Origin of the sequence: uncultured Clostridium sp. (assembly GCF_947039605.1) — a bacterium.
Taxonomy (GTDB): domain Bacteria; phylum Bacillota; class Clostridia; order Clostridiales; family Clostridiaceae; genus Sarcina.
Map to the genome: position 1 here is coordinate 153,713 of NZ_CAMQZG010000001.1, position 13,484 is coordinate 167,196.

The 13,484-nt window shown below is 29.0% G+C and carries 13 protein-coding genes; 2 read left to right on the plus strand and 11 right to left on the minus strand.

Going from position 1 to position 13,484, the window contains the following annotated elements; all coding sequences use genetic code 11:
* Nucleotides 1-165: 165 nt before the first annotated feature.
* Nucleotides 166-429: a 30S ribosomal protein S20 gene (gene rpsT / locus Q0V24_RS00735; protein WP_297517542.1), complete on the plus strand. Its 264-nt coding sequence runs from the start codon at nt 166-168 to the stop codon at nt 427-429.
* A gap of 125 nt (nt 430-554) precedes the next feature.
* On the opposite strand, the gene holA is transcribed toward rpsT, so the two are convergent.
* The 11 genes from holA to deoC all read right to left on the minus strand — a co-directional run bounded on the left by holA (nt 555) and on the right by deoC (nt 12,789).
* Entirely contained in the window at nt 555-1,586 is a 1,032-nt protein-coding gene (gene holA, locus Q0V24_RS00740; protein ID WP_297517544.1) for a DNA polymerase III subunit delta, read from the minus strand.
* 1 nt (nt 1,587) lies between these two features.
* Nucleotides 1,588-3,291: a ComEC/Rec2 family competence protein gene (locus tag Q0V24_RS00745; protein WP_297517546.1), complete on the minus strand. Its 1,704-nt coding sequence runs from the start codon at nt 3,289-3,291 to the stop codon at nt 1,588-1,590.
* 9 nt (nt 3,292-3,300) lie between these two features.
* On the minus strand, nt 3,301-5,805 hold the full coding sequence (locus Q0V24_RS00750; protein WP_297517547.1) for a cation-transporting P-type ATPase: 2,505 nt from the start codon (nt 5,803-5,805) through the stop codon (nt 3,301-3,303).
* 87 nt (nt 5,806-5,892) lie between these two features.
* Nucleotides 5,893-6,249: a stage V sporulation protein AE gene (gene spoVAE, locus Q0V24_RS00755; RefSeq protein ID WP_297517549.1), complete on the minus strand. Its 357-nt coding sequence runs from the start codon at nt 6,247-6,249 to the stop codon at nt 5,893-5,895.
* Nucleotides 6,249-7,277 (minus strand): stage V sporulation protein AD, encoded by a 1,029-nt coding sequence (gene spoVAD, locus Q0V24_RS00760; protein WP_297517551.1) that lies wholly within the window; start codon nt 7,275-7,277, stop codon nt 6,249-6,251. Before spoVAD ends, spoVAE begins: the two co-directional genes overlap by 1 nt.
* The gene (gene spoVAC, locus Q0V24_RS00765; RefSeq protein WP_297517553.1) at nt 7,277-7,750 is read right to left on the minus strand and encodes a stage V sporulation protein AC; all 474 of its coding nucleotides are present in this window, start codon (nt 7,748-7,750) and stop codon (nt 7,277-7,279) included. The genes spoVAD and spoVAC overlap by 1 nt, the downstream gene beginning before the upstream one ends.
* 141 nt (nt 7,751-7,891) lie before the next feature.
* Nucleotides 7,892-8,665: an RNA polymerase sporulation sigma factor SigF gene (gene sigF, locus Q0V24_RS00770; RefSeq protein ID WP_297517554.1), complete on the minus strand. Its 774-nt coding sequence runs from the start codon at nt 8,663-8,665 to the stop codon at nt 7,892-7,894.
* 9 nt (nt 8,666-8,674) lie between these two features.
* A complete protein-coding gene (gene spoIIAB / locus Q0V24_RS00775) occupies nt 8,675-9,103 on the minus strand; it encodes an anti-sigma F factor (protein ID WP_297517556.1) in 429 nt (142 codons plus the stop codon).
* Nucleotides 9,104-9,121: 18 nt separating this feature from the next.
* Complete coding sequence (gene spoIIAA / locus Q0V24_RS00780; RefSeq protein ID WP_297517558.1) at nt 9,122-9,457, minus strand: anti-sigma F factor antagonist; 336 nt, start codon at nt 9,455-9,457, stop codon at nt 9,122-9,124.
* Between the two features lie 161 nt (nt 9,458-9,618).
* Nucleotides 9,619-11,904, minus strand: a complete 2,286-nt coding sequence (locus Q0V24_RS00785) for an AAA family ATPase (protein WP_297517559.1) — start codon at nt 11,902-11,904, stop codon at nt 9,619-9,621.
* Between the two features lie 210 nt (nt 11,905-12,114).
* Entirely contained in the window at nt 12,115-12,789 is a 675-nt protein-coding gene (gene deoC, locus Q0V24_RS00790; protein ID WP_297517561.1) for a deoxyribose-phosphate aldolase, read from the minus strand.
* A gap of 264 nt (nt 12,790-13,053) precedes the next feature.
* Here deoC and Q0V24_RS00795 point away from each other — a divergent pair, with 264 nt between their 5' ends.
* The gene (locus tag Q0V24_RS00795; RefSeq protein WP_297517563.1) at nt 13,054-13,458 is read left to right on the plus strand and encodes a hypothetical protein; all 405 of its coding nucleotides are present in this window, start codon (nt 13,054-13,056) and stop codon (nt 13,456-13,458) included.
* Nucleotides 13,459-13,484: the final 26 nt, after the last annotated feature.

Consider the following 13,484-nt stretch of genomic DNA (forward strand, 5'->3'; position numbering starts at 1 on the left):
TCATACTTATCTTGTCCAATTTGTTAATTATTTATGTTTTTTTAATTTTGAAAACCACTTGAACTTATAATCTTAAAATGCTATAATTACCTTTGTTAAATAATGAACTCGTGTGTAGTTTCCCCAAATTGCACATATGTTAAAATTTGAAGGGGGTGAAATAGAATGGCAAATATTAAATCAGCTAAAAAAAGAATCAAAGTAACTGCTACAAAAACTTTAAGAAATAAGATGCTTAAATCAGCTCTTAAAACTGCTATAAAGAAATTTGAAGTGGCTATTGATACTAAAAATACAGAAGAAGCTAAAGTTCTTTACACTTCTGCTGCTAGAACATTAGATATGTCAGTAAGCAAAGGTATAGTACATAAGAACATGGCTGCTAGAAAGAAATCAAGATTAGCAAGCAAGTTATCTGCTATGGCTTAATAGTGATGGTGTTAGATATCTAACACCTTTCTTTTTTAGATAGACTGTTTTTAACGTTCTTCTAATAGAAAAAGAAGTGCTCGTTTTTTTAAACGACACTTCTTTTTTTATAATTTCTATTAAATTTAAACTAATATATTTATAATCATAACTTCCATTTCAGTTCTTTTATTAAGATGTGATTTACTCTTTAATCTCTTTTCTGTTTCAAGAGTTAGACTAAGAGCCTTCTTTATGATAACATCACTAAATCCTCTACCTTGCTTTGAAAGCTTATCTACTATAAAGTTTGGCAATCCCATATCTCTAGAAATTTCATCAGTTCTCATCCCAGCGTTTGATGCTACCTTGATAGTATATAATTTTTGAAATTGTCCCTGAACAAGTCTTAAAACTGATAAAGGTTCATCACCTTTATTAAAAAGTTCATTCATAAGATCAATAGCTTTACTAGGCTTTTTCATAGATATTAAATCAATTAAATCAAAGATATCATCTTCACTATTTGACTGTTTCATTATATCTATATCAGCTTTTGTTATAGCTCTCCCATCTGTATAATTAACAAGTTTATCAACTTCTCTTTCAATTATATCAAAGTTGCTATGTACAAGTTCACTAAAGTATTTAAGCTCTATCTTTCCTATTTCTTTGCCTTTTACTTTAAATATTGACTCTATTCTATTATAAAGTTTTACACCTTTAAGCTTTTCTACCGCAATTACTGTGCATCCTTTTTTCTCAAGTGCTGCAAGTTTTCTTACTTTATTTGCTCTATCTCTCTTATCATTTAAAAGGAAATATGCAATAAGAAGTGTACTTTCTGGTGGATTTTCAAAATATGTCTTCGCTTTTTCATAAAAGTTTTTGGATTCATTGTCACATTTATCCTTCAAAAAGTTTGCTCTAGAAATAACTACAGCTCTTTTCTCTGCCATAAATGGTAATGTTTCACAAGCATTCATAAACATATTAAAATTCAAATCAATTGCATCATACTTAACAAAGTTTAAATCTTTGAATGTAGGGTCAATTGACTTTGCTATAATTTTATCTATAGCTTCTTTGATAAGTATTTCATCTAATCCACAAAATACATATGCATTTTTAAGCTTACCTGCTTTTAGCTCCTCTTCTAATCTATCTAACTCTATCACTTTACTTTCCTCTTTCATCTATATAAATTCTATTTTTTATCAAAACTAGATTTTCATCCTTATTTAGCAAATCAATTATACCATAATTATTCCCTCTTAACATTATAAAAGACTCATCTATCTTAGGTTTTATCAAAATCTCTCTTTTATACCCTATATCTAGTTTCATATTCTTCTCAACTTTTTTTATATTGTTCACTTTACACTCTTTCCCAAGACTATTTATAAAGTAATCAGACTTACTATTTGTATATGCTATTTTAGAAAATCCATACTCAACTATAATTGCCCTACTAAAACTTTTTTCATAAACTGAAATAACTGGTACTATATTGAAAATTGTAACAACAATTCCAATTACTAAGAGATATGATAACTTATAATATCTTTTATCTATATATCCTTTATATATAAAGTAAAAATTCATTAATATAAGTATATATACCACTGCAAATATCTCATGGCCATAATAACTAGGTGCTGCATAATACTTTAGATACTCCATCACTAAATTAAACATTCCAAATCCTACTGACATTAAATTATCTAAAATCGTAATACTAACTCCTAGCAAAAATATTATAAGTGATACAAGTCCTATTGGTAGTAATAAATATATTATCGGTGTAAGTATAAGTGAACCTAATATAAAATTAAGTGAAAATTCTCCAAAGCAAATTATCATTATTGGATATATAAAAACTTGTGCACATAAACTAAGGCTTATAGATGTTACTAGAAAATTTGGCATAAAATACAAAAGCCTTTGAATTTTATCATTAAATAAAAGTATCCCAAGCGTTGCAAAATAACTTAGATAGAATCCTACATCTACTATAAAATCAGGATTAAATATCAAAAGTAATACCGCTGAAAGTGCAAGTCCATTACGAGAATTATAATTTCTTTTCACTAAAAGACTAAATTCTAGAACAACTAACATTATATAAGCCCTCATCCCTGATGCGGTAAGTCCTGTGATTAAAACATATAAAAATGTAAGAGGTATAACTACTGACTTTGGTAAAAACTTTCTAAGTATGCTATAAATAAAAACTATATGAAACCCTGATATACAAACAAGATGCAATACGCCTGTATCCTTTAAATCTTCTTTTGCATCCATCTCTAAATAATCTTTATTTCCAAAAACAAGCGCCGTTGCAATAGCTGACTTCTCTTCTCCTATTTTCTCTTTCAAATCCTCATAATACCTACTACTCAAATTTCTAATTTTATATAGCAAATCTTTTTCAGTTTTTATTATATTTTTCACAAACAAATGACCTACATATGCTCTATCTATATCAATTTCCTTTTTAAACTTCCCTCTAAAAGTAACTTTTTCATGTAGTTCTAACTTTTTATCTGAATAAAGATAAAACTCTCTACCTTTTGAAGTAGCCATATAGTAATCTTTATATTGTTTTTCTATCCTAGCTGAAAAAATACCTTCTCTATTTTCTCCAAAGCTATAATAATAACTTGTACTAAGAAATCCTAAAACCATAAAACTTACTACTATCAAAAAACATTTTCTATCATATAGAAAAAATAAAAACACAAGGATAGGTATAGCAAATAAAACTACACCTTCTTGCGTTAATTCAAATATTATAAAAGTAATTATTCCAATTATAACTGCAATTAATATATCTAATATTGGATTTCTAAACTCTAATTTATCTTTAAATAACTCTCTCACTAAATCACCCTAGCTAGATTTTTGCCATTTTTTCAAAATAAATTCACTAATTGTATAAATAATGATTATAAATATGAAAATTAATCCTTCTCTAACCTTAAATGCATCCATGAAATATATATAAGCTGAATTTATTAATACAAATGCACCTATATTTATTCCTATAACTTTTTTAATATCATCCTTATAATCATTAATACTTACTATAGATGATACTAATAATATTGAATATAATACTATAAAGTTTGCAAACTCTATTCTAATATTTTCTTTTAAGAAAGTTACAATTAATAAATAACTTATAGCTTTTAAAAGACCTGAAAATATCACACAAGTAATACTCGTTGTTTTTTCCTCTTCTTTTTTATAAAAACAACTAAGCATTATAAGTGGTACTACTATTAAATTAAAAATTAATACCATTGAAGTTGTAAATGTATTTTGTTTTAAGAAATTTGCATTATAAAAAATCACAAGAAGCTCAACCATAAATATTGTTCTACACATATCCAAAGCTTGTCCTATTCCATTTGATAATTGCTTTCCTTCTTTTATCAATATAAGAAACTTCTCTAAAATATTATCTTTTATATTTATATTTGCCATCTTCTTTAAAAGCTTCGCCGTCTTATCACCTGTGCTAATTCCTATATCTGCAAGGATTACACTTGGAATATCCGATAAATTTTCTCCTGTAGAAACTACTGAATACTCCTCTGTTGTAAATAATGAAACTATCTTGCTTTTAATTGCTGGTGTTATTCTACAAAGAACTCTTACTCTTGATAGAACTTCTATAAACTCATCTTTTTCTAAAGACAATAACTCAACACCAGATATAACCTCTTCCATGCCTTTAGCAATTCCAAGTTCTATTGCATGTCTTGTTGCAACAATTTTATTATCATCAGTTATCATAATAGGTAAAACATTTTGTTCCTTTAGCTCTTGCACCATAATTTTTGCATTTTCTTTTTTAGGATTTTCAAAACCTACAATTCCGACAAAAACAAGATTACTCTCTATATTCTCCTCCTCACTAGGCTCATAGTTAAAACTTCTATATGCAAACCCAACAGTTTCATAAGCTTTATTAGCTATATTAAAATCTATCATTCTAATTGTCTCTATATCTTCCTCACTTATATCTCTCTCCATTCCATCTATCATTATATATTTGCACTTCTCTAAAATTTCATCTACATGACCTTTTATATTCGCCCTATAATTTCTTTTAGCTCTATTAACACTTGTACTGATACCTTTTTCTTGATCATATGGAACTAAGAATACACTTGGATTCTTAGCAAGTGCTGCACTTTTAAACATCCCTTTTTCAGTACAATATTTTGATAACCCAGCATCAATAATATTACCTGTAAATCTATTTTCTTTTCTGCTAAACACAGAATTATTATTAAGAATACCTATATCTAGAATCCTTGCAATATTAACATCTTTTGCATCAATACTATTTACATCCTCAAAAAGATTTTCTGATGTATAAATAATTTTTACATTCATCTGTTCCTCAGTTAATGCACAAAGTTTTGGTATAAAGAATATATCTGTATTCTCAAACCTTTCTAACATATGCATATCAGAAACTTCTATCCCATTCTCTTTAAGACTTTTACTTTTCTTATAACTATAAATAAACTCACTTATAAATATATTAGCTGTTCCTGCTAAAAACCAAATTGCTATTATATTATTTTGGTATCCTTCATACTTAAAACTATAAATATTTAAACTATTAAATACTGAAAATAGAAAAATGCTATTATTTATATTTCTTGAATCTGCCCCTAAAGTTTTACCTATAATCTTACTTCTTAGGTCTGAAACTTTCAAATAATTTAAAAGCCTACCAATTTGAGTATCATTACCAATTCCAACAACTACTCCTACAGCTCTGCCCCCAGTAACTCTAGTTCCTCTAAATACCATATTATTGATTTCTGATAAAGTTTTCACCCTATCAATTCTTGTATTATATTTTCTAACATCTAAGTCATTTGATGTTATATTTCTCTCATTAACAGTTAAATTATTAGATTCTATAATTCTTATATCAGCCGATATTATATTTCCTTTTTCTAAAAAAACAATATCTCCAACTGTCAAAATTTCTGCCCTAACACTATCTCTAACTCCAGCTCTTAAAATATTTACATCTGTATAATTTAACGCTGAGAGTTGTTGTGTCTTTTTCTTTTTATCTAAGTACTTTTTATAATTAAATAAAAGCACTCCTGCTATTAGACATACCAAAGCTACTGTGTAAATATAACTTTCAAAAGCTATTGATACTATCAGTCCTATTACTAAAAGATATAACTCCCTAAAATTGAAAATTTCTTTTAAAAAACCACTTTCAATTTCTATATGTATTGTATTTTCCCCATATGTATCTGTGTTCTCCTGAAGTTGTTTATATGACAACCCTTTATGCTTATCAGTATTAAGTTCTCTTATAACTTCATCAACAGTAGAACTATAAAATGTTTTCACCTTTTAAATTCCCCCTTAATTTTACACAGTTAATTATATTACTTTTTTTACCTTTTTTATGTTTTTCTATGAATTTTTACAAATTATTCACTTTGGTTTAGGATTAAATATTAATGCCATCAAATAAGCAACCACTATCGCAGCTGTAATTCCAGCTGATGTTCCTTTAATCCCACCTGTAAATATCCCAATAATCCCCTCTTCTCTAACAGCTTTCATAACCCCATTTGCAAGTGCCATTCCAAAACTAGGCAAAGGTATGCTAGCCCCTGCACCTCCAAACTCAATAATTTTTTGATATATCCCAAAAGCTCCTAAAACCAATCCTACTAGCATAAAAGTAACTAATATTTTTCCAGGGCTTATTTTAGTCATATCTTTTACAATTTGTCCTATAACGCAAATAATTCCACCAACTATAAAAGCAGAAATATAATTCCACATCACCTTACACCATCCTTTTTATACTCCACTGCAACAGCGTGTGCTATACCAGGTATACTTTCTCCCTGCATAGTACAAATGGGGCTTAAAAGAGCTCCTGTTGATACTATAAGCACCCTTTTGAACTTACCATTCAAAAGTTCTTTATAAATATAAGAACAACTCATAACAGCAGAACAACCACAACCACTTCCACCAGAAAAAACGCCTTGCTTTTCTTTATCAAATATCAAATCTCCACAATCAATATAAATACCACGAATATCATAACCATATTCTAAAAGTAATTTTTCAGTCATCTCTTTTCCAAGATGCCCTAAATCCCCCGTTGCTATAACATCATAATCTTTCGCACTTCTATTAGTATCAATAAAATGCTTATAAATAGTATCAACAGCAGCAGGTGCCATTGCAACTCCCATGTTTTCTGGGTCTTTTACCCCATAATCTTTAACCACCCCGGTAGTAATATGAGTAATATATGGGTAATCACCCTCACTACTCAAAAGCATTGCCCCTGACCCTGTAACAGTCCACTGAGATGTTTCTTTTCTTTGACCTCCATACTCTAAAGGAAATCTAAACTGCCTTTCAGCAGATGAAAAATGAGATGAAGTTGCTATAGCTACATACTTTGCATACCCAGCATTTACAGTCATAGCTCCGAGTGATAAAGATTCTGACATTGTTGAACATGCACCATAAAGCCCAAAGAATGGAATATTAAGCTCTCTTGCCGCAAAATTTGAAGCTGCTGTTTGATTAAGTAAATCGCCTGCAAATAAATAATCTATATCCTCTTCTTGTAAATTTTTCTTTTTAAGAGTTTCTTTTATCACAGTATAAATAAAACTACTCTCAGCCTTTTCATAACTTTTCTCACCATTATTTTCATCACTTAAAATAATATCAAAATAATCTTTATACGGACCTTCACCCTCTTTTGGACCAACAAGGCTAGTCGCCTCTATAATTCTAGGCTTATTTTTTAAAAATAATGTTTGCTTTCCTCTCTTTGCATCAAGCATTAAATAACAACTCCTAGCTTTAATAAAATATAATATATAATCCCTAAAATAAATGACCCTACAATCCCATACACAAGAACTGGTCCTGCAATGCTAAACATCTTTGTTCCAACTCCAATAACATAACCTTCTTTTTTAGACTCTATAGCTGGTGCAGTCATTGCATTAGAAAAGCCTGTAATAGGTACTAAAGTACCAGCACCACCAATTACAGCTATCTTGTCATAAACTCCAAGCCCTGTAAGAAGTCCCCCTAAAAATATCATTATGACTGGTAAATAAATACCTATTTCTATCTCTGAAATCCCAATATAAATCATTATATTTTTTATAACTTCTCCGATAATACAAATACTTCCCCCTACCCAAAAAGCATTAAAACAATTTTTCAGAAGTTTAGGTTTAGGTTCTATCATATTACTTAACTCATCAAACTTTTTTTTAATATTCTCATCACTTTCATATAAACTCATAAGCATCATCCTTTATATAGATCTAATTACCCTTATTATTTATCTTATTTCCACTATTATTCATTTAAATGCAAAAAAAAAGAAAAAGCATACCTATATCTACATAGATAACTTCTTCTTACTTAAATCTGTCCATCATTTCTAGTCCTCTCTGAGCTTTTCCTTTATAATAACAAGTATCTTTTTCTCTATCCTTGATACTTGTACCTGACTTATACCTAAAAGTTTTGCAACTTCGCTTTGTGTCTTATCTTTAAAGTACCTAAGTACTATAATTCTCCGAGCTTTTTCATCAAGACTTCTAATAGCTTCTTTTAAAGCTAAACGTTCTATCATGTCTGTATTTTCCTGCATATTCTCGCTAAGCTTATCTATAAATAATATTGGTGCACCTTCACTTTGATGTATTGTATCATGTAAGTAATGCATATTATTTGCTGATTCTAATGCATATAGAACATCCTCTTGATTCATCTTTGCATAATCTGCAAGTTCCGAAATAGTAGGTTCTCTCCCCATTTCTTTTGCTAATCGCTCTTTATCAAAGTATAATTTTTGTGCAGTTATCTTTACATTTCTACTTACCTTTATAATTCCATCATCTCTTATGAATCTTTTAATCTCACCAAGAATCATAGGAACAGCATAAGTAGAAAACTTAACATCATAAGATGTATCAAAATTTTGAATAGCTTTTATAAGACCCATAGCTCCAAGTTGAAAAATATCATCATATTCATAGCCTCTATTAAGAAATTTCTTACAAAGAGAAGATACAAGTGGTGTGTTAATCTCTATAAGCTGATTCATAGCTTCCTTATCACCAGTTTTAGCTAGAACAACTAACTCTCTGTTTCTTTCATAATTAGGTTTTGGATTAGTAGTGACGTTAATATTCACATTAGACGTTTCCATATTCATCACCTATACTACTTTTTTTATTTTTTTCTTCATTATTAATTTAGTACCACAATCTTTATCACTTTCAACAACTAGCGAATCCATAAAACTTTCCATAACAGTAAACCCCATACCTGAGCGTTCTAAATCTGGTCTTGATGTATATAAAGCTTCTTTAGCTTGTTCAACATCTTCAATCCCAATACCTCTATCAAATACAACTACCTCAACTTCATCATCCTGAATACTTATATCTATATAAACTGTTTTTGTTTCATCATTTTGATATCCATGAATTATAGAATTTGTTACAGCCTCTGAAACTGCTGTTTTTATATCTGCAAGTTCATCTATTGTTGGATCAAGCTGTGCTACAAGTCCTGCAACTGCTATTCTAGCAAAAGATTCATTTTCAGATTTTGCTAGAAACTCTATTTTGACTTTATTATTCATACTACATTCCTCCATAATTTATATATTCTTTAATGCCTCATCAACACTTGAATATACCTTAATAACTTTAAATATACCTGATAAATCAAATATTCTTTTAATACTACCCGAAACACCTGCAATTACAACTCTGCCTTCTCTTACAGAAAGCTTCTTATATCTACCTATTATAACTCCTATTCCTGAACTATCCATAAAAGTAACCTCTGAAAAATCAAAAATTAATTTTTTTACATTAAACCTATCAAGCCTATCATCAACCTTAACTCTTACCTCTTGCGCGCTATGATGATCAAGCTCACCACTTAGCTCAACAACTAAAAGATTTCCTTTAGATTTAAAATCTAAATACATAAGAAAACACCTCCTAAAACTAAGTAATTACTTTTACATATTTTACCATATTTATTTTTATGGGTCAACATAATATTAAATATTTCTGCATATATTATACGTGAAGATAAAAAAGACACCTAAATTTTATGTGATTAAAATTTAGGTGTCTTTTTAAATATTTACTTATACTTCTCTAGTTCTGAAGTTATAGCACCTGCCACATCCTCTAAAGTTTTATCCCCTGCTATCATAAGTGCATCAATGGCATCATTTATATTTTTCATAGTATAAATATGGAACTCACCATTTGTAATAGCAGTTTCAACCTCCTTGCTTAAAATAAGTTCATTCTTATTACTATCAGGAATTATAACTCCCTTCCCAATATGAGTGTCCATTATATCGCAAGTTTTAAAGAAACCTTCTATCTTCTCATTCACACCACCAATAGCTTGAACTTCTCCAAACTGATTTAAAGAGCCAGTTACAGCCATAGTTTGCTTTATAGGAATTTTACTAAGTGAAGAAATCATTGCAATCACCTCTGCAACTGATGCACTATCTCCATCAAGACCGCCATAAAGTTGTTCAAAGCTCAAATGAAAATCAACAGGTGTAGCTTTATAACTATCCAAATAATTATTTAAAAAGCCTTTTAAAATATTTATAGACTTGCTATGAATAGCACCACTCATATTACTTTCTCTTTGAGTATCAATTATTTTTCCCGTTCCTTTATATGCAACGCAAGTAATTCTTATAGGCTTTCCAAAACTTAAATAGCCAGCATCTATTACTGATAAAGCATTTATACTTCCAATAATCTCATCTTTTACATTTATAAGAATTTTATTATCCTTATACATTTTTTGATATTCTATCTCTAATGTTGATGGTTTATATGCAACATCAATTATATCCTGTGCTTTTATAAGTTTTCTCTTTAATCTTTTTGCATTATTATTTGCAAGTATCAATATTTTTTCGACTTCATCTATATCCCACAAAATTCTATTTCTACACCCTGATTTTCTTGCAAGATATTTTCCAAGTTCATTTATAGCTTTATCTGTAAGTTCAAAAATCTCACCTGAATATACTAAACTTTTTACATGCTTAAAAAATTCAATTTTTGCTGATTCTTCTATATCAATAATTGATTGAACCTCTGCTCTTACTCCAAAAATATTTGCAAAATCTTCATCATTATTATATAAAAGATCATAACTAGAGTAATCACCAATTAAAATAACCTTGAGATTTATAGGAATTGGCTCTGGTTTTAAACCATTTAAAGATAAAAGGTCAAGATATGCCCCTCTATCATAATCTAAGCTCACCTTGTTATTAAGAAGTGCTCTTCTTAGATAATAATATCCATTAGGGTGTAAAAGAAGTGAATTTAATCTCATTATAATGCACCCTTCATTTGCCTCTAAAAGCGAACCTGCTTTTATAAGTGAAACATTTGTTGAATATGCACCATTTACACTTTCATACTCTATCACACCAAAAAGATTACTAATTGATGGATCTTCCTCAAATAAAACTTTAGGTCTATTTACTTTACTATTATCAACTAAGACATTAACAACATATCTACCTAAGATTTCTGCAAACTTTTCCTCATCATCCTCATATGACATAGAATATATTTCAATAAAATTATCTTCAATATTCTCACAAACATCTAAAAGATATTCTTTTGCCTTTATTATTCCCTCATCGTTTTTCTTATCAAACTCTTCTATTATATCTTCTTTGATATGCTCACTTTCTTCAACTAAATAAGTTCTTAAAAGTACTCTTAACTTATCAATTGAATCCTCTTCCATATCTTTTAGTTTTTCTAATATTTCTTCTGCACTATCTCTTAGTTTTGTTATTTTCTCTGTCATTTCTGGATCTTCTAACAACTCCTCTTTCTCTTCATCTGCATCCTCTATTGGAATAAAAGTTATCCCAACTGTGGTTACCTTAAGTTCAAATCCTTCTTCTTTTGCTGCTTCGATTATCTCTTCAATATAATCATTTCTAAGCCTACCTACAGTTGTTATTATTTGTTCTTTTTCATCATTAATATCAGAATTATAAAACGCATAAATTTTTTCTGTATAAAGAGCTATTATTTTTTCTAAGTAACTTTTAATTTTTACGCCATATGAATTTTTAATCACAAGAGCTTTAGGTTCTCTATGATCATCTAAAGTAACATAGCAAATATCTTTTGGTTTTTCCTTATCCTTCATAAACTCATCTATCTGTGTAACTACTTCTTTTAATTTTTTATTTGAGAAACTATCAACTAGATAAATATGAAATCCATCTTTATCTATGCTAAGAGCCTCCTCAATAGTTTGATAAACTTTATTATTCTCAAATGAAGACTTTGTTCCCATAACAGATTCATCTACTACAAAACTATTATTATAAATTATTTCCCTTGGAGTTAACTCTCTTTTCATAAAAATTCTACTCGACAAATTAATCCTATTATTAATAAGTTAATTTATTAGAGCAGCTCCCTCCTCTAAAGTAATATATTATATTAATATTCTTATACCTGTAATTTAGCTATTCTTTTATAGAAACTTTTCTAAATTTTCTTTTCGACATTTTTTACACACAAAAAAAGAACCTCCCTAGAATTCTAAGGAAGTTCTCTATTATTTATTTTAGTAGTTTGAAGTTGAAACTCCACCCTCACATATTATTATTGATGCTGAAGCTCCTATTCTTGTAGCTCCATTAGCTATTACAGCCTCTGCATCCTTGAAACATCTAACCCCACCTGAAGCTTTAACTCCAAGATTTGGCCCTACTGTTTCTCTCATTAATTTAATATCTTCTGGTGTAGCCCCACCTGTTGAGAACCCTGTTGAAGTTTTAACAAAATCAGCTCCTGCTTCTTTTGCAAGCTCGCAAGCTTTAACTTTTTCCTCATCAGTTAATAAGCATGTTTCTATTATAACTTTTGTTAAAGCTTTATCTTTTGCTGCTTCAACAACTGCTTTTATATCATTTCTTACATATTCATAATCTTTATCTTTTAATCTTCCAATATTTATTACCATATCTACTTCATGAGCACCTTTAGCTATTGCATCTTTAGTTTCAAATGCTTTAACTTCACTTGTGCTAGCTCCTAAAGGGAATCCTATTACTGTACAAACCTTAACGTCGCTACCTTCTAATAACTTAGCTGCTAGCTCTACATTGCCTGGATTTATGCAAACTGAAGCAAATTTGTATTCTGCTGCCTCGCTACATATTTTCTCCACATCACCTCTTGTTGCGTCTGCTTTTAAGACTGTGTGGTCTATCATTGATGCTAATTGTTGTTTATCCATTGTTTATTCCTCCTACTTGGTAAAAACTCTATCTCCATTATAAAATAGATAATGTAAATCGTCTACACTTTGCGAAGTTTATGTGGATTTGTTCGTTTCTTCTTATATTTCTGTACATTTTATTAATAAAATATATACCTTTGTAGCCTGATTACTTATGTAAAAGCAGTTTTATAAATTTTCTCCTTATGTTATAATAATCTATATATAATTTATAAAAAAATGGAATCATAATTTTTATTGTATTGAAAAGGAGTATTATATATGGGATTTAAAGACAAAATATCTAAATATTACACAGATTCTTACTTAAAAAAGTATGGAGATAGATTAACTCAATTCCAAGGAAATGTTTTATCTGCTAAAGTAGAAGAAAAAACTATCTTAGGAATATTCAACAAGATAACTGTTACTCTAATGGTTAGACCTGAAAGAAGTAAAGTTGTTTCTAAATGTATTTATAAAAAGAATAGATGGTTCAAAAAACCTACATTCTTATCAATAAGACAAGGTAATAATGTTGTAGTACAAGGTTTAAAGTCAGTGAAAGATAATAAGGAATATATAGAAATAAGTAACTTACTTAACTTAACAACTAAGCAAGACTTAATTCCTGTAGATCATTCTCAAATGAAAAAGCAAAGACAACAAACACCAAGAATGAGATAATTCAAAAGCCGCTTCTATTAATTTAG

Excerpts from the sequence above, each read along its gene's own strand:
- rpsT (WP_297517542.1), top strand. The coding sequence starts at position 166 with ATGGCAAATATTAAATCAGCTAAAAAAAGAATCAAAGTAACTGCTACA.
- spoVAE (WP_297517549.1), bottom strand. The coding sequence starts at position 6,249 with ATGTGGAATTATATTTCTGCTTTTATAGTTGGTGGAATTATTTGCGTT.
- spoVAD (WP_297517551.1), bottom strand. The coding sequence starts at position 7,277 with ATGCTTGATGCAAAGAGAGGAAAGCAAACATTATTTTTAAAAAATAAG.
- spoVAC (WP_297517553.1), bottom strand. The coding sequence starts at position 7,750 with ATGAGTTTATATGAAAGTGATGAGAATATTAAAAAAAAGTTTGATGAG.
- sigF (WP_297517554.1), bottom strand. The coding sequence starts at position 8,665 with ATGGAAACGTCTAATGTGAATATTAACGTCACTACTAATCCAAAACCT.
- spoIIAB (WP_297517556.1), bottom strand. The coding sequence starts at position 9,103 with ATGAATAATAAAGTCAAAATAGAGTTTCTAGCAAAATCTGAAAATGAA.
- spoIIAA (WP_297517558.1), bottom strand. The coding sequence starts at position 9,457 with ATGTATTTAGATTTTAAATCTAAAGGAAATCTTTTAGTTGTTGAGCTA.
- Q0V24_RS00785 (WP_297517559.1), bottom strand. The coding sequence starts at position 11,904 with ATGAAAAGAGAGTTAACTCCAAGGGAAATAATTTATAATAATAGTTTT.
- deoC (WP_297517561.1), bottom strand. The coding sequence starts at position 12,789 with ATGGATAAACAACAATTAGCATCAATGATAGACCACACAGTCTTAAAA.
- Q0V24_RS00795 (WP_297517563.1), top strand. The coding sequence starts at position 13,054 with ATGGGATTTAAAGACAAAATATCTAAATATTACACAGATTCTTACTTA.